Here is a 15145-nt window from a genome sequence, read left to right on the forward strand (position 1 = left end):
TCTTGCTGCTAGAGCAGCCGCGATACCTGCCTGGCCGCATCCACCAGCGCGGGCAGCATCGTCTCCTGCATCACCTTCGCGCTGGTGCGGTTGGCCTGCCCGCTGATGTTCAGCGCCGCCACCATGCGGCCCTGCCGGTTGACGATGGGCGCGGCCACCGAGATCAGGCCTTCTTCCAGCTCCTGGTTCACCAGGCACCACTGCTGCCTGCGCGCCTGCGCCACCTTGGCCATGAGCGCGTCGACGTCGGTCACCGTGTGCTTGGTCATGGCCTCGATGTTCGAGGCCTCCAGCCGCGCGCGCACCTCGTCGTCGTCCAGGTCGGCCAGCAGCAGGCGGCCCAGCGACGTGCAGTAGGCCGGCAGGCGCGAGCCCACGCCCAGGCTCATGCGCATGATCTTCTGCGTGGGCACGCGCAGCACGTAGACGATGTCGGTCGCGTCCAGCACGGCGGCCGAGCACGACTCCTGCACCTGCTGCACCAGCGCCTCCATCACCGGCTCGGCGCGGTTCCAGATCGGCATGGACGACAGGTACGCGAATCCCAGGTCGAGGATGCGCGGCGTGAGCGTGAAGAGCTTGCCGTCGGTCACCACATAGCCCAGCGTCTGCAAGGTCAGCAGGATGCGGCGCGCGCCCGCCCGGGTCAGCCCGCTGCCGGCCGCCACCTCGCTGAGCGTCTGGCGCGGCGCATTGGCGCTGAACGAACGAATCACCTGCAGGCCGCGCGCGAACGACTGCACATAGCTGTCGCCGGGGGCGGGCGTGTCGGGTGTATTGGTTTGTGTGGGGTGGGTTGCCATGGTGTGCGATCGTCTCTAGAATTCATTATACGAACAAATGTTCTTTAGACGAACAAATCGAGGGTTCGCAGAATCTGGCAGTTCGCGGACCACGGTTGGGTTTCTTCTTCTTTCCTCTCACCCGGAGACAAGCTTCATGATCAACAAGATCGCGCGCTCGGTCGCGGACGCCCTGGCAGGCATCCAGGACGGCGCCACGGTTCTCATCGGCGGCTTCGGCACCGCCGGCATTCCCAACGAACTCATCGACGGCCTCGTCGAGCAGGGCGCCAAAGACCTCACCGTCGTCAACAACAACGCGGGCAACGGCGAGACCGGCCTCGCGGCGCTGCTGAAGGCCGGCCGCGTGCGCAAGATCATCTGCAGCTTTCCGCGCCAGGCCGACAGCCAGGTGTTCGACGGGCTCTACCGCAGCAACAAGCTCGAGCTCGAACTGGTGCCCCAGGGCAACCTGGCCGAGCGCATCCGCGCCGCCGGGGCCGGCATCGGCGCCTTCTTCTGCCCCACGGGCTACGGCACCCAACTGGCCGGCAACCGCGAGACCCGCGAAATCGACGGCAAGCAGTACGTGCTGGAGTACCCCATTCATGGCGACGTGGCGCTCATCAAGGCCGAGCGCGGCGACCGCTGGGGCAACCTGGTGTACCGCAAGGCCGCGCGCAACTTCGGCCCGGTGATGGCCATGGCCTCGAAGAAAACCGTGGCCACCGTGCACGACATTGCCGAGCTCGGCACCCTCGACCCCGAGACCATCGTGACCCCGGGCATCTTCGTGCACCAGGTGGTGCGCATCGAACGCGTGGCGACGCAAGCCGGCGGTTTCAAGAAGGCAGCATGACCATGACTTACCAACGTCGCACCAAGGACCAACTCGCCGCCCGCGTCGCGCAGGACATCTTCGACGGCGCCGTCGTCAATCTCGGCATCGGCCAGCCCACGCTGGTGGCCAACCACCTGCCCAAGGGCCGCGAAGTCATTCTGCAGAGCGAGAACGGCATCCTCGGCATGGGCCCCGCGCCCGAGGCCGGCGAAGAAGACTACGACCTCATCAACGCCGGCAAGCAGCCCGTCACGCTGCTGCCGGGCGGCTCGTTCTTTCACCATGCCGACAGCTTCGCGATGATGCGCGGCGGCCACCTCGACATCTGCGTGCTCGGCGCGTTCCAGGTGTCGGCCACCGGCGACCTCGCCAACTGGCACACCGGCGAGAAAGACGCCATTCCCGCCGTCGGCGGCGCCATGGACCTCGCCATCGGCGCCAAGCAGACCTGGGTGATGATGGACCTGCTGACCAAGCAGGGCGTGAGCAAGCTGGTGAAGGAATGCAGCTACCCGCTGACCGGCATCGGCTGCGTCAAGCGCGTGTACTCCGACCTGGCCACCATCGAATGCACGCCGCAGGGCCTGAAGCTCGTCGACCTGGTCGACGGCCTGAGCCGCGAAGAGCTCGAGAAGCTGGTCGGTTTGCCGATCGCCGCCGCCTGATTCCATCCAAGACTTTCAAGAGACACACACCATGACCCACCAAGCCTTCATCTGCGACGCCGTTCGCACCCCCTTCGGCCGCTACGGCGGCTCGCTCAGCAGCGTGCGCACCGACGACCTGGGCGCCGTGCCCCTGCGCGCGCTGATGGAACGCAACAAGAACGTCGACTGGCAAGCCGTGAGCGACGTGCTCTACGGCTGCGCCAACCAGGCCGGCGAAGACAACCGCAACGTCGCGCGCATGTCCGCATTGCTCGCGGGCCTGCCAATCGAACTGGGCGGCGCCACCATCAACCGCCTGTGCGGTTCGGGCCTGGACGCCGTGGGCACCGCCGCGCGCGCCATCCGCGCCGGTGAAGCCGGCCTCATGATCGCCGGCGGCGTGGAAAGCATGAGCCGCGCGCCCTTCGTCATGCCCAAGGCAGAGAGCGCCTTCAGCCGCAACAACGCCGTGTACGACACCACCATCGGCTGGCGCTTCGTCAACAAGCTCATGAAGGCGCAGTACGGCGTCGACTCCATGCCCGAGACGGCAGAGAACGTGGCCACCGACTACAAGATCGAGCGCGAAGCGCAAGACCTGATGGCGCTGAACTCGCAACTGCGCGCCGTGGCCTCGCAGAAGTCGGGCTTCTTCGACGCCGAGATCGTGCCCGTGTCCGTGCCGCAGAAGAAGGGCGATGCCCTCATCGTCAACAAGGACGAGCATCCGCGCGACACCACGATGGAGGCGCTGGCCAAGCTCAAGCCCATCGTGCGCCCCGACGGCACCGTGACCGCCGGCAATGCCAGCGGCGTGAACGACGGCGCCTGCGCGCTGCTGCTGGCCGACGAAGCCAGCGCCGCCAAGCATGGCCTCACGCCGCGCGCCCGCGTGGTCGGCATGGCCACCGCCGGCGTCGCGCCGCGCGTGATGGGCATCGGCCCTGCGCCGGCCACGCAGAAGGTGTTGGCGCTCACCGGCCTGACGATCGACCAGATCGACGTCATCGAGCTGAACGAAGCCTTCGCAGCCCAGGGCCTCGCAGTGCTGCGCCTGCTCGGCCTGAAGGACGACGACGCGCGCGTGAACATCAACGGCGGCGCCATTGCGCTGGGCCACCCGCTGGGCGCCAGCGGTGCGCGCCTGGCCACCACCGCGGTGAACCAGCTGCACAAGAGCGGCGGCCGCTATGCGCTGTGCACCATGTGCATCGGCGTGGGGCAGGGCATTGCGCTGATCCTCGAACGCGTCTGACCGCCGAGTCATGACGCCCCGTTCGTGCCGAGTCGTTGCTCCTTCAACCACCCGGCGCGAGATGCTGCTGGGCCTGCTGTCCGCAGCAGCCCTGCCGGCTTTCTCCCAGGTGCCGCAGGGACCGCAGGGCGACACCACCAAACCCATCCGCATCGTCGTTCCCTTCGCCCCCGGCGGCGGCAACGACGTGTTCGCGCGCCAGATGGCCAAGGGCCTGGGCGAGCTGCGCAGGCAGGCCGTCGTCGTCGACAACAAGCCCGGTGCCGGCGGCAACCTGGGCACCGGCGAAGTGGTGCGCAGCGCCGCCGACGGCAGCACCTTGCTGTTGGGCCACACCGGTACCGTGTCGATCAACCCCGCGCTCTACAAGGGCCTGAAGTTCGACCCCCGCAAGGACCTGGCGCCCGTGGCCATGTTCGCCTCGTCGGCCCTGGTGCTGGTGGTGCCCGCCAGCTCGAAGATCCGCACCCTCGCCGACCTGGTGGCCGAGGCCAAGGCGCGCCCCGGCGCCGTCGACTACGCATCGAGCGGGAGCGGCACCGGCGGCCACCTGAGCGGCGAGTTCTTCGCCGAGCGCACAGGCACCAGGCTGACCCACATTCCCTACAAGGGCACCAACCCCGCGTTGACCGACCTCACGGGCGGGCAGGTGCACATGATGTTCAGCGTGATTCCGCCCGCGCTCGCGCTGGTGAAGGGCGGGCGGTTGCGCGCCATTGCCGTCACCAGCGCCAGGCGGCTGCCGTCGTTGCCCGACGTGCCGACCGTGATGGAGTCGGGCCTGGGCGCGCTCGCGGATTTCGAGAGCACGCTGACCTACGGCATCCTCGCGCCGCGCGGCACGCCCGCCGCGTTCGTCAACGAGCTGGCGGCGCAGATGCTGAAGGTGGCGGGGGAGAAGGAATTCCAGTCGCGGCTGGACGTGGAAGGGGCCGTGCCCTTGCTGGGCGGGCCCGTTGAATACGCAGCGCTCATTGCCCGGGAGAGCGGGAAGTGGGCAGCGATCGTGAAGAGTTCTGGCGCGGTGGTGGAGTAGCCGCGGCAGCCGAAAAGGAAGCAGCCGCGACAACGAATCGAAGAAACACGGCCAGGAAAATTTCAAACCAAGAGAACCGAAAGAAGAGGATCAGAGGATGAAGAAGACGAACACAACGCGCCGCAGCGTCGGCCTGGCCGCGCTCGCGCTCGCCGCCGCCGCGCTGGTGCCCGCCACTGCATCGGCGCAGCAACAGGCCTTTCCGACCAAGCCCGTGCGCATCATCACGCCGTTCCCCGTGGGCGGCGGTCCCGACGGCGTGGCACGGCTGGTGGCCGACAAGCTCTCGCGCGCCTGGGGCCAGCCGGTGGTGGTGGAGAACCGCCCGGGCGGCAACGGCTTCATCGCCATCGACGCCTTCAAGCGCGGCGCCAAGGACGGCCACGACATCATCGTGCTCGATAACGTGCACCTGGCCGCGTACCCCGCGCTGTTCAAGAAGCTGCCGTACGACACCGCCAAGGACTTCGACGCGCTGCTGCCGCTGTTCAAGACCTACTTCTTCTTCACCGTCGCGACCAACAGCAAGTACAAGACAGTGGGCGACCTGATCGCCGACGCCAAGGCCAACCCCGGCAAGCTCGACTACGGCTCGTGGTCGGTCGGCAACCCGGTGCACCTGGGCTCCGAGCTCTTCGAGTCGGCCACCGGCACGCAGATGGAACACGTGATCTACAAGGAGACCACGCAGCTGTACACGTCGGTGGCCACGGGCGAGCTGGCCTTTGCGCTGGGCTCCAGCGCCACGGCCGGGCCGCTGCAGCGTGCGAACAAGCTGCGCTTTCTGGCCGCGGCCGCACCGCAGCGCGTGGCGGCGTTCCCCGACGTGCCGACGGTGTCGGAGTCGGGCGGTCCGAAGGGCTTCGAGGTGATCGGGTGGAACGCGATCGCGGTGCCGAAGGGGCTGCCAGCCTCGGTCACCGACAAGATCAAGCGCGACATCGAGAAGGGACTGGCCGAACCCGACGTGCTGGAGAAGTTCAAGAGCTTCGGCTACGAGCCGTTCCCGACCACGCGGCCGCAGTTCGATCAGTTCGTGGCGAGCGAGACGACGCGGTTCACGGATGTGATTCGCAAGGCGAACGTGTCGTTGGATTGATTGGCATCGCCCTCGCCCGTCACGCCAGCCGGGCGGGGGCTTCGGTACGGCTCAGAAGCGCCCGTCCTGCCGAAAGCTGTTGTACGCGCCGTCCCCGATGATGATGAAGTCCTGCAGAGGCATCTCATGAATGACGCCCAGTTCATGCAGTTTCGCTGCGGTCTTCACATCGTTTTCCGAAGGGGTGCAATGCCCCGACGGATGGTTGTGCACCACGATCAATGAACTGGCCCGTGCCAGCATCGCATTTCGATAGAGCTCCACGGGGGCAAGCAGCGCCGCCGTGCCCGTTCCGATAGCTGCAATTTCATAAGAAAGAACCTCCAGCTGAGGGTTCAGGTGCAGCACGACGACCTTTTCCTTGGTCTCGTCCTGCATGTCCCTGAACAGCGAGTACACCTGCTCGGGGCTGTCCACGGGCTTGTTCAGCAGGTCGTCGTCGACGCGCTTGCGCGTGAACGTGACCTTGAGTTCTTTCAAATAAGCCATCGTCAGTTCCTCCGTCGTGCGGTGTCCGCGTATTGATTGGTGTCCAAGATTGTCATCCACGCCACCCGGCTGCGCCACCAGACCGATAGCAGGGAAGGGCCCGAAGCGCTGAAAGGCGCTACACACGATGACAATGAAAAGATGAACCTGAACGCACTCGCCCGCAAGGCGTCGAAAGGCCCGGCACCCTCGGCCTATGGCGGCGCCATGAATGTCGAGGACATGATCCGCTTCGCCTCCGTCCACGGTGCCGAAGGCGCGGATGAAATCGAACGTCTCTGCGCGCAGCACGGCTGGCTGAGCGACGGCCTCCTCGAAAACGGGACGCGCGTCGTGCCGTTTGCGCGATGGGCACAGGCTTGTGCCGCCTTCGGGCGCGGTGGTGTCCCCGCACTGCGGCCGCTGCTGGCCGACCCCGCGCTTGCGACCTTTGCGATCGGTGTCCTGGAAGAGGTGAAGACCGTCGAAAGCGTCGAGGCCTTGACGGGCTTTTGCGGCTCGGCGCAGTGGCAATCGACAGACGCCACGCATGCCGAATGGACGGCGCTGGCGGCGTTGAACCTGCTGCTGGGCCTGGACGATGGCGTGAAGGTCGAGAAGGCCGTCATGGACGATCTTCTGCAAGTTGTGGTCAAGGCATTTGGCGCGGCGTCCGAGCCGATCCTCCAGAGCATGTGCCTCTGGGCCGTGCGTGGCGCACCCACGGCCGAGTCCCTCACATGGGTGGAGACGCTCGACGTGACGGATGCGGCTGTCGACGCGGCGCGGGCGACCGCGATCAAGTCGCTTCGACGCCGGCTGCCGCCCGACTACAAGGCGCCCGATGGTCGGCAGAAGCGGCAGATCCGGCGGCAACGCGCCGCAGACGTCTAGCGACGCGCCGCAAGCACCGCCTTCGCATCGAGCGGGCCAATCGTCACCGAGGCGTCCGTCGGTTTGTCACCAAGATGAAATCGGTCGCGGGCCTGTTGCTAGCTCAGCATCGAGCCATCCACGCACGTGACGCAGGAACCACCGATGCGAATGCCGCCCTTCGAATCGATGTTCACCGCGATGCGGCCATTGCGACCCACGCAGCGCCCCTGCGTGGCGAGGTAGTCCTTGCCGCTGGAAGGCAACAGGCCGCGCGCCCACAGGAACGCGGCCACGCTGCCGTTGCCGCTTCCGCAGACAGGGTCTTCGTCCACACCGGAAGACGGCGCGAAGGTGCGTACTTCGATCGCGGCATCTCCGGACGGGTGCGAGCCGAACACGGTGACGCCGGTCACGCCCAGGCGACGCTCCAGTTCCGCCAGCTTCGCAAGATCCGGACGCAGACCGATCACTGCGTTTGCATCCTCGAGCTGCGCAATGATCCAGACCGGTCCTACGTTCACGACACCAGGCTCGACCTTCAGTGCGCTTCCGAGAATGGCCTCCAGTTCGTTCAGATCCGCTTTCCCCAAGGTGGTGATCGTTGCCGGCGGAAGCTCAAAGCTCAAGCGACGATCTCCGCCCGTATCCGTGACGGTCAACGCGACCAGCCCCATGTCGCACTCCTGGACCAGGCTACCGTTGTCACGTGGTGTCACGCGTCCGGCTTCCAGGAGCGCGTATGCGCTGCCGAGCGTTGGATGGCCAGCGAACGGGAGCTCGCCGCGGGGCGTGAATATCCGCAGGCGGTAGTCAGCCTCCGGCGATGTCGGGGGCAGCACGAAGGTTGTCTCCGAAAGGTTGGTCCATCCGGCAATGGCTTGCATCGCCGGAGTATCGAGCCCCTCTGCATCGAGGATCACCGCGACAGGATTGCCCATGAAAGGCTGGGAGGTGAATACATCGACCACCTTGTAGGTTCTTTTCATTTCTTACTTTCGACGTTCATGTTCAAGGCCGAGCCCTGGCTCGACTGGCGCGCGACCACGCCATCGATCTCGCTGGCCTCGATGCCGTATTTCGCCATTCGCGCGCGATGGTCGGCCGTACCCAGGTACGCGCCAAGTTGCCTGTTCACCGCCTGCACGAGGTCGTGGTTTTCCTTGTTGAAGGAGAAGCCTCCAACGGGCACGCGTCCGTCGGCGCTCCTCTCATGCGCAACGGCCTCGAGTTCCTTGTTGGCGGCAGCGAGCGCGCGGTTGCCCACGGCCGTTGCGGCGTAGGCGTCGATCTTTCCGGACAACAGCGCAGCCACCGCCGAAGGCTGGTCATTGAACAGCACGATCTGGCTGTCAGTTGCTCCAGAGGCCTTTGCGGCATCGATCTGAACGGTGCCGCCGACCACGCCCAGCCGTGCATCGCCGCGCGCTGCGACCGCCTTGTAGCTTGTGAGCGCCTTGGGATTGCCCCGCGCCACGAGGAACCCGTCTCCGAGCGCCCAGACCGGCTCGCTGAACGTGACCAGCCTGGCGCGCTCGGGCGTCACGAAGATCGGCACATTCATGTCCCAGCGTCCTTGCTGGACACCGGGCAGCAGTTCTTCGAACGAGACCAGATGGTGCTCGATGGCCGACACCCCGATGGCACGAAGCACCACATCGGCGAGCTCGAGATCTGCGCCGGTTGGCACGCCATCCGAGCCCGTCCAATAAAACGGCGGCTCTTCGATGTATGCGATACGTACTCTCATGCGTCGACTCCAACTGAACAGAAAAAAGGCTCCCTTGAAATCCGCGCTTGCTCGTCAGCGAGAGGCCGCATCCAGACTCGAAGAAAGCGCAGCCAAGGCAGGCTTCAGCCTTGCGTGGGGCAGATACCCGAAGCCGAGCCGGAACACCCGGTCGGCTTCGCCGAACCACTTGCCCGACGCCAGCTGCAGGTCATGCTCCGGCAACAGCGCCCAGAAGCGAGAGACGGCCGCATCGTCGAACACATCGGCGCGCAGCCGCAGGCAGCACAACGCACCGGCATCGGGTCGGATCCACTCGATGCGGCCCTGTTCAGCCTGGCACCAGGTCAACAACACGTCCAGGGCATTCGCAAGCAGGCGCCGACGAGGCTCGAGCACCACCGCCCTGTTGCGCAGCAATGCGGCGGCAAGCGCCTCATCGAGCACCGAGCCGGAGAGCACGGTGTTCATCTTCGCAACCGTGAGCCTCGAGCGGAGGTCTGCGTCAGGCACTGTGAGCCACCCGGTTCGCAGCCCCGGTGCGCCCAGTGCCTTGGAGACAGACGCGCCGGTGACGATGCGTGGATCGAGTCCCGCAAAGCTCTCGACCCTCTGGTCGTCCCCGTAGGAGGCCTCGCGGTAGGTCTCGTCGACAAAGAGCAGTGCGTCGGGCGACAGCTTGCCCATCAGTTCGAGGAGTTGCTCGATGTCGGCGCGCGGCATCCGCACACCGCTGGGGTTCTGGGGTGAAGCGATGCTCACCAGCTTCGTCTTCGACGTAAGGCATGCCTCGATCTGCGCGAGATCCAGGGTGTAGCCACTCTCGAACGAGAGCTTGACCTCCCGCACGGTCACACCAGCCCCCAGAAGGCTGTCACGGCTCAGCGGGAAGCACGGCGTCGCCAGCACCGCTTCGTCGCCCGCACGGCAAACCTCGAAAGCAAGCAGGAAAAGACCGAGCGCCGTCCCCTGCGTGGCGAGGACATAGTCCGCCGGGACCCTGCAGGCATCCGCAATCGCCTGCCGCAGGGCGAGCGAGCCGGCCGACGTGCCGTAGCCGAGCTTCAGGTCGCGGATGTTCTCCAGACCCGGAAGCGCGAGAAGCTCGCCGAGGGTCAGGTCTTGCGAGGTGCTTTCCGCCAGATTGAACGGCCGGTTCACATCGAGAAGCGAAATGATCTCGTTGTAGGGAAACCTTCCGCGCCATGGCGGCGAGGCCGGCTCGCGAACGTCGCGGTCTCTGCGCTGGACAAGACTTTCCGGGGTGGTTTTCATCATTCGGCTTCGAACCTGTGGTCGGGTGCGGAGGAATCGTAGCGAGCAGGCGCAGACCGCAACAGCCACAGTTTTTCTCTTTTTCGACCAGCACAGTTGGCTTGTGGAGGCGCACCCGCATGGCAGAAAATGAGCGCCATCATGGAAGCGCACGCACCCTACCGATACGAACAGCTGGCCGACCTCATCGTCGGCATGATCGACAAAGGCGCGTTGTCCCCGGGCATGCGCGTGCCGTCCGTGCGTACCGTCAGCGAGCAGCACCAGATCAGCATTGCGACAGCGCTGCAGGCCTACCGCATGCTCGAGGATCGCGGCATCCTCGTGGCCAGGCCGCAGTCGGGCTTCTATGTATCGAGCGCTCACCAAAAGACGTTTGCGCTGCCTTCCACCTCCCGCGCACGCACCAGGGCATCGACCGTGTCGATCAGCGGCGCCGTTGCCGTGCTGCTCGAGCACGCGTCGAACCTGTCGCTCGTCCCGCTGGGGTGTGCCGTGCCCGATGCAGGCGTGCTGCAATCGAAGCGGCTCGATCTGACGCTCGCACGCGTGGCGCGTCAGCACGGCGCGCGTCACAACGTCTACAGTCCGCCGCGAGGCGAAGCGGCCCTGCGCCGCGAGATCGCAAAGCGGTCGATGCAGACGGGCCACGCCTTGTCGCCCGACGACATCCTCATCACCGGCGGCTGCACCGAAGCCCTCACGCTGGCGCTGGGCGCAGTGGCCAAGCCCGGCGACACGATCGCCGTCGAGTCCCCCACTTACTTCGGCCTGCTGCACACGCTGGAGGTCCTTGGACTGAAGGCACTGGAGCTTGCGACCGACCCGGTGCGCGGCGTCGACGTCGCTGCGCTGGCACGCCTGCTCGACAAAGAGCCGATAGCGGCCTGCGTGCTCTCGTCCGGCTTCAGCAATCCCCTGGGATACGTGATGGCCGAGAGCGACAAGCGCTCGCTCCTCGCCGTTCTTGCGAAGCACGCCGTACCCCTGATCGAAGACGATGTGTATGGCGACATCCACTTCGGCCGCGAGCGCCCCAAGCCCTTCATGGCGCTGGACCGGGGCGAGAACAAGATCATCTACTGCAGCTCCTTCTCGAAGAGCCTTGCGCCCGGATACCGGGTCGGCTGGATCGCCCCCGGCGCCTACGCACAGCGTGTGATGGAGCGCAAGCTGGCATTCAGCCTGAGCAGCCCGGTGCTGCCTCAAATGGCGATTGCGCAGTTCCTGGAAGGCAACGCCTACGACGTGCATCTGCGCCGGGTTCGGCGTGTGCTCGAGGAGAACCTGACGCGGATGGTCCGGGCCATCGAAGCCAGCTTTCCCGCTGAAACGAAGGTGAGTCGCCCCACCGGCGGCTTCATGCTCTGGCTCGAGCTGCCCAAGCATTTCGACTCGCGCGCGTTGTTCGAGGAAGCGCTCGAACAGGGCATCTGCTTTGCGCCAGGCGATGTGTTCTCGGCAAGCCGCCGCTACCGCAACTGCCTGCGCCTGAGCGCCGGACACGCATGGAACGATCGCATGGATGCCGGCGTGCGTCGCCTGGGTCGACTGGCGCGCGCACAGCTGGCGTCATAGGCGGCCGTGATCCAGCCTCAGGCCTGCCGCCGCGCCGCGGCGCGAAAGGGACGAATGTCCGCCTCGCAGGACTGCTGCTGCGAGCGTCCCCATCCCTGTGGCAGTTCATGCAGCACGGCCTTGGCATCGAGCGAGCCGATGGCCACCGAGGTGTCTGCCGGAATGCGCCCCTGCGCCAGCATCGCCTCGTAGCGCAACGCGCACACGCGCAGGAACGACGCGAAGTTGCCGACCTCGCCGCGCGCCGCAACCAGTTCGTCGTACAGCCGCTCGATGAGCTGCACCACGACCATGCCGTCGCGCTGCGCAATTTCCTCGAGCACCTGCCAGAACAGGTTCTCGAGCCGGATGCTGGTGACCACGCCGTGCAGCCGCACCGAGCGCGTGCGCGCGTCGTAGCTCTGCGGGTCGGCACTGATGAAGACTTCGCACATGCGGCCTCCTGTGTGGGATGGTGGGCGACGCACGCACTGTAGCGCCGCCCCTGGGCCTTCAATGCGCGATGCGCGTACCGAGCACCAGCAGGAACTGTGCGAGCCACGCCGGGTGCGCCGGCCACGCGGGCGCGGTGACCAGGTTGCGGTCGGTCACGGCCTGGTCGACCGGAATGCCCATGTACTCGGCACCGGCCAGCTCCACCTCGACCTGGCAGGCCGGGTACGCCGACACCTTGCGGCCCTTGAGCAGGCCCGTGGCCGCGAGCAGTTGCGCGCCATGGCAGACCGACGCCACGGGCTTGTCGGTCGCCAGGAAGTGCTTGGCGATCTCGACCACGCGGCTGTGCATGCGCAGGTACTCGGGCGCGCGCCCGCCGGGGATGACGAGGGCGTCGTAGGCCTCGGGCTTCACGTCGGCGAAGTTGGCGTTCAGCGTGAAGCGGTGTCCCGGTTTCTCGCTGTAGGTTTGTGCGCCCTCGAAGTCGTGGATGGCGGTGTGCACCCAGTCGCCGGCCTTCTTGTCGGGCGCCACCGCGTGCACCGTGTGGCCCACGGCGAGCAGGGTCTGGAACGGCACCATGGTTTCGTAGTCTTCGGCGTAGTCGCCGCAGAGCATGAGGATCTTGCGAGCCATTGGTCTTGTCTCCTTCGAACGAGGTTGGAATGCGGCCCGGCGCTGGTGCGCGGGCCGTCGCCGCATTATTCGAAGGAGCAGGGCACAGCGGGTAGCAGCCGGCTGTGACCTTGCAACGCCGGCCTCAGATGAGCGTGGCGCCCACGCCGCGCGCCACCAGGGGCGCGATGCCGGCATAGAAAAAACTCAGGTCGTCCTCGGGGCCTTTGGTGGCGCGGCCGCGCACCTTGCCCATCACGCACACGCCGATCTGCGCATCGCCCTGGCCGATGACGAGCACGAAGGGGTTGTCTTCGTCGCCGCGCAGGTAGCGCCCGCCGAACTCGCGGCGCGCCACCTCGAAGACATAGGCCGACGCCAGAAAGTGAAGGTCGTCCGGCAGGGGCGCCTGCTGCTTGAAGAAATCGTCGAGCACGCGATCGACCAGGGGCAGCGAGGCGGCCGTGTAGTCCAGCTTCGCGCCGTCGATGGGCGCGCCCGCTTGCGAGAACGCGCCGATGAAGTCGTTGGCCTGCGAGGCCATGCCGTCTTCGATCGTCTCCGGCATGGCGGGCTTCTTCTTCAAGAAATCGAACAGTCCCATGGTCTTGAGTTCCTTCCTGGTGAATCGAGTGGACAGAGGCGCAAAAGACTAAATGCGCCAGCGCACGGCGGCTATCAGAAATTCGCCTGCGTTGCAGTGCGCGTGCAAGAGCCCGTTCGCGCCTCGGGTCGTCACGGATCTGCCTTTTGCCTTGACTAGCCTTGCTCAGGGTTTTCCCGCATCGCCGGGCCGACGCCATCCAAACAGTCAGACAACTCACCGAAAAGACGAACCATGAAGACCACCCAACTCGCCCTCGCCGCCGCCGTTGCCTTGCTCGCCGTCGCTTCCGTCAACGCCCAGCAACGCACCCGCGAAGCCGTCGAAGCCGAAGCCATCGCCGCCGCGCATGCGCCGAACCAGAACGTGACGCGCGGCTCGCGCGGTGCCGACCCGTTCACGTCCACGGCCGACCCGGAAGCTGTGTACAAGCAAGCTGTCGACACGGCCCACGCGCCCAACCAGAACGTGACGCGCGGCTCGCGTGGCGCCGACCCGTTCACGTCGCAACGCGACCCGGCCCAGGTCTACCAGGAAGCCATGGCCACGGCCGCGGCACCCGACCAGAACGTGACCGGCGGCTCGCGCGTGAACAGCAAGGTCATCTCGACCATGCAGAACCCCGTGCTGCAGTCCGCACAAAGCAAGTAAGGGCGCGCTGAATGGGTCGTTGAAATAATGGGGTTCCGCCAACAGGCAAGGACCCCATCGATGGCCCAGAACATCTACGACACGCCCGCTTTCTTCGAGGGCTACCAGCAACTGCCGCGCTCGGTGCACGGCCTCGGCGGCGCGCCCGAGTGGCCGGCCCTGCGCGCGCTGGTGCCGCCGCTGCAGGGCCTGCGCGTGGCGGACCTGGGCTGCGGCCTCGGCTGGTTCTGCCGCTGGGCGCGCACGCAGGGGGCGCAGTCGGTGCTGGGCCTCGACGTGTCGCAGTTGATGCTCGCCAAGGCGGAGGCCTTCGGGGCGGACGGTGCCATCTCGTACGTGCGCGCGGACCTCGACACCTTGGCGCTGCCGCCGCAGTCGCTCGACTTCGCCTACAGCTCGCTCGCGTTCCATTACATCGAAGAGCTCGCGCGCCTGCTGGGCACGGTGCACGACGCGCTGGTGCCCGCGGGCCGGTTGGTGTTTTCCATCGAGCATCCGGTCTTCATGGCGCCGCAAGCGCCGGGCTGGCATGTCGACGCGCAAGGGCGCAAGTCATGGCCGGTCGACAGCTACCAGATGGAAGGCCCGCGTGTGACGAACTGGCTGGCCGATGGCGTGGTCAAGCAGCACCGCACGCTGGGCACCCTGCTGAACACGCTGGTGAAGACGGGCTTTCGCATCGAGCATGTGCAGGAGTGGGGGCCGAGCGACGAGCAGGTCGCCGCGGTGCCGTCGCTGGCCGAGGAGCGCGAGCGGCCGATGATGTTGCTGGTCGCAGCCAGCCGTTGAGCCGCGCCGCGGGGCGGTAGACAGAACGCGCCGACAGTGAACACAATGCCGCCGGCGCCGTTGCCACTCCCTCCCTGAAAGGTCGTCGCGATGAAAAAAATGCTCGTGCCCGTCTGTCTGGCCCTGGCTCAGATGATGGTCGTGTCGGTGGCGTCCGCGCAGTCTTCCGGCGAAGCGGATCCGTCCCAGGGAAAAGCCATGCCGTCGCCGCCCACCACGCGCGCGGAGCGCACCGAGGCGCGCAAGGAACGCCGCGTCGAAGGCGCCGCGGCCGCACGCGGACCGCAGATGCAGGAGGGCGAAGTTCGCGCGACCACCGGGCCGAAGATGACCCGGGAACAGCGGCGTGCCGCGTCGGCCAAGCGCCGCGCAGCGAACCGCGAGGCCATGAAGGCGGGCCAGATGTCGCGCGGCGGCAGCGGCGACGCACCCGAGAAGCAGAAAAAGCCCTGAGCCGCACGGCCAGGG

General features: G+C 66.6%; 18 protein-coding genes. 10 read left to right on the plus strand and 8 right to left on the minus strand.

All coding sequences use genetic code 11. The features are described 5' to 3' along the window. Window positions 1-8: 8 nt before the first annotated feature. The gene (locus AC1DJH_RS18880) at window positions 9-803 is read right to left on the minus strand and encodes an IclR family transcriptional regulator domain-containing protein (RefSeq protein WP_478186723.1); all 795 of its coding nucleotides are present in this window, start codon (window positions 801-803) and stop codon (window positions 9-11) included. Window positions 804-939: 136 nt separating this feature from the next. On the opposite strand from AC1DJH_RS18880, the gene AC1DJH_RS18885 reads away from it, so the two are divergent. The 5 genes from AC1DJH_RS18885 (at window position 940) to AC1DJH_RS18905 (ending at window position 5660) form a co-directional block, all read left to right on the plus strand. Continuing rightward, window positions 940-1641 (plus strand): 3-oxoacid CoA-transferase subunit A, encoded by a 702-nt coding sequence (locus AC1DJH_RS18885; RefSeq protein ID WP_478186724.1) that lies wholly within the window; start codon window positions 940-942, stop codon window positions 1639-1641. Then, on the plus strand, window positions 1638-2288 hold the full coding sequence (locus AC1DJH_RS18890; RefSeq protein WP_478186725.1) for a 3-oxoacid CoA-transferase subunit B: 651 nt from the start codon (window positions 1638-1640) through the stop codon (window positions 2286-2288). The genes AC1DJH_RS18885 and AC1DJH_RS18890 overlap by 4 nt, the downstream gene beginning before the upstream one ends. Before the next feature lie 31 nt (window positions 2289-2319). Then, window positions 2320-3525 (plus strand): 3-oxoadipyl-CoA thiolase, encoded by a 1206-nt coding sequence (gene pcaF, locus AC1DJH_RS18895; RefSeq protein ID WP_472124332.1) that lies wholly within the window; start codon window positions 2320-2322, stop codon window positions 3523-3525. 61 nt (window positions 3526-3586) lie between these two features. Then, window positions 3587-4561: a Bug family tripartite tricarboxylate transporter substrate binding protein gene (locus AC1DJH_RS18900; protein WP_478186811.1), complete on the plus strand. Its 975-nt coding sequence runs from the start codon at window positions 3587-3589 to the stop codon at window positions 4559-4561. 97 nt (window positions 4562-4658) lie between these two features. Continuing rightward, window positions 4659-5660 carry a Bug family tripartite tricarboxylate transporter substrate binding protein gene (locus AC1DJH_RS18905; RefSeq protein WP_478186726.1) on the plus strand — a complete coding sequence of 334 codons (1002 nt, stop codon included), beginning with the start codon at window positions 4659-4661 and terminating at the stop codon, window positions 5658-5660. Between the two features lie 51 nt (window positions 5661-5711). On the opposite strand, the gene AC1DJH_RS18910 is transcribed toward AC1DJH_RS18905, so the two are convergent. Further along, window positions 5712-6149, minus strand: coding sequence for a JAB domain-containing protein (locus tag AC1DJH_RS18910; protein WP_478186727.1), 438 nt, complete (start codon window positions 6147-6149; stop codon window positions 5712-5714). A gap of 141 nt (window positions 6150-6290) precedes the next feature. Between AC1DJH_RS18910 and AC1DJH_RS18915 the strand changes: the two genes are divergently transcribed. Continuing rightward, window positions 6291-7022 carry a hypothetical protein gene (locus AC1DJH_RS18915; protein WP_478186728.1) on the plus strand — a complete coding sequence of 244 codons (732 nt, stop codon included), beginning with the start codon at window positions 6291-6293 and terminating at the stop codon, window positions 7020-7022. 98 nt (window positions 7023-7120) lie between these two features. Here the strand turns inward: AC1DJH_RS18915 and AC1DJH_RS18920 are convergent, their stop codons facing one another. From AC1DJH_RS18920 to AC1DJH_RS18930, 3 genes are read right to left on the minus strand one after another with little or no spacing between them, the layout of a single operon-like run. After that, window positions 7121-7990, minus strand: coding sequence for a PhzF family phenazine biosynthesis protein (locus tag AC1DJH_RS18920; protein WP_478186729.1), 870 nt, complete (start codon window positions 7988-7990; stop codon window positions 7121-7123). After that, a complete protein-coding gene (locus tag AC1DJH_RS18925; RefSeq protein ID WP_478186730.1) occupies window positions 7987-8751 on the minus strand; it encodes a transporter substrate-binding domain-containing protein in 765 nt (254 codons plus the stop codon). Before AC1DJH_RS18925 ends, AC1DJH_RS18920 begins: the two co-directional genes overlap by 4 nt. 54 nt (window positions 8752-8805) lie before the next feature. Next, window positions 8806-10008 (minus strand): pyridoxal phosphate-dependent aminotransferase, encoded by a 1203-nt coding sequence (locus AC1DJH_RS18930; RefSeq protein WP_478186731.1) that lies wholly within the window; start codon window positions 10006-10008, stop codon window positions 8806-8808. A 126-nt stretch (window positions 10009-10134) separates the two neighbouring features. Between AC1DJH_RS18930 and AC1DJH_RS18935 the strand changes: the two genes are divergently transcribed. After that, the gene (locus AC1DJH_RS18935) at window positions 10135-11583 is read left to right on the plus strand and encodes an aminotransferase-like domain-containing protein (protein ID WP_435485013.1); all 1449 of its coding nucleotides are present in this window, start codon (window positions 10135-10137) and stop codon (window positions 11581-11583) included. A gap of 17 nt (window positions 11584-11600) precedes the next feature. On the opposite strand, the gene AC1DJH_RS18940 is transcribed toward AC1DJH_RS18935, so the two are convergent. The 3 genes from AC1DJH_RS18940 to AC1DJH_RS18950 all read right to left on the minus strand — a co-directional run bounded on the left by AC1DJH_RS18940 (window position 11601) and on the right by AC1DJH_RS18950 (window position 13237). Beyond that, entirely contained in the window at window positions 11601-12017 is a 417-nt protein-coding gene (locus AC1DJH_RS18940; protein WP_478186732.1) for a ribbon-helix-helix domain-containing protein, read from the minus strand. Window positions 12018-12075: 58 nt separating this feature from the next. Next, entirely contained in the window at window positions 12076-12654 is a 579-nt protein-coding gene (locus AC1DJH_RS18945; RefSeq protein ID WP_478186733.1) for a DJ-1/PfpI family protein, read from the minus strand. Window positions 12655-12778: 124 nt separating this feature from the next. Beyond that, a complete protein-coding gene (locus AC1DJH_RS18950) occupies window positions 12779-13237 on the minus strand; it encodes a hypothetical protein (protein WP_478186734.1) in 459 nt (152 codons plus the stop codon). Window positions 13238-13471: 234 nt separating this feature from the next. On the opposite strand from AC1DJH_RS18950, the gene AC1DJH_RS18955 reads away from it, so the two are divergent. The 3 genes from AC1DJH_RS18955 to AC1DJH_RS18965 all read left to right on the plus strand — a co-directional run bounded on the left by AC1DJH_RS18955 (window position 13472) and on the right by AC1DJH_RS18965 (window position 15130). Further along, window positions 13472-13888, plus strand: coding sequence for a hypothetical protein (locus AC1DJH_RS18955; RefSeq protein ID WP_472124303.1), 417 nt, complete (start codon window positions 13472-13474; stop codon window positions 13886-13888). A 60-nt stretch (window positions 13889-13948) separates the two neighbouring features. Then, the gene (locus AC1DJH_RS18960; protein WP_478186735.1) at window positions 13949-14677 is read left to right on the plus strand and encodes a class I SAM-dependent methyltransferase; all 729 of its coding nucleotides are present in this window, start codon (window positions 13949-13951) and stop codon (window positions 14675-14677) included. Window positions 14678-14767: 90 nt separating this feature from the next. Beyond that, window positions 14768-15130 carry a hypothetical protein gene (locus AC1DJH_RS18965; protein WP_478186736.1) on the plus strand — a complete coding sequence of 121 codons (363 nt, stop codon included), beginning with the start codon at window positions 14768-14770 and terminating at the stop codon, window positions 15128-15130. Window positions 15131-15145: the final 15 nt, after the last annotated feature.

Source organism: Variovorax sp. 10N412 (assembly GCF_056394985.1).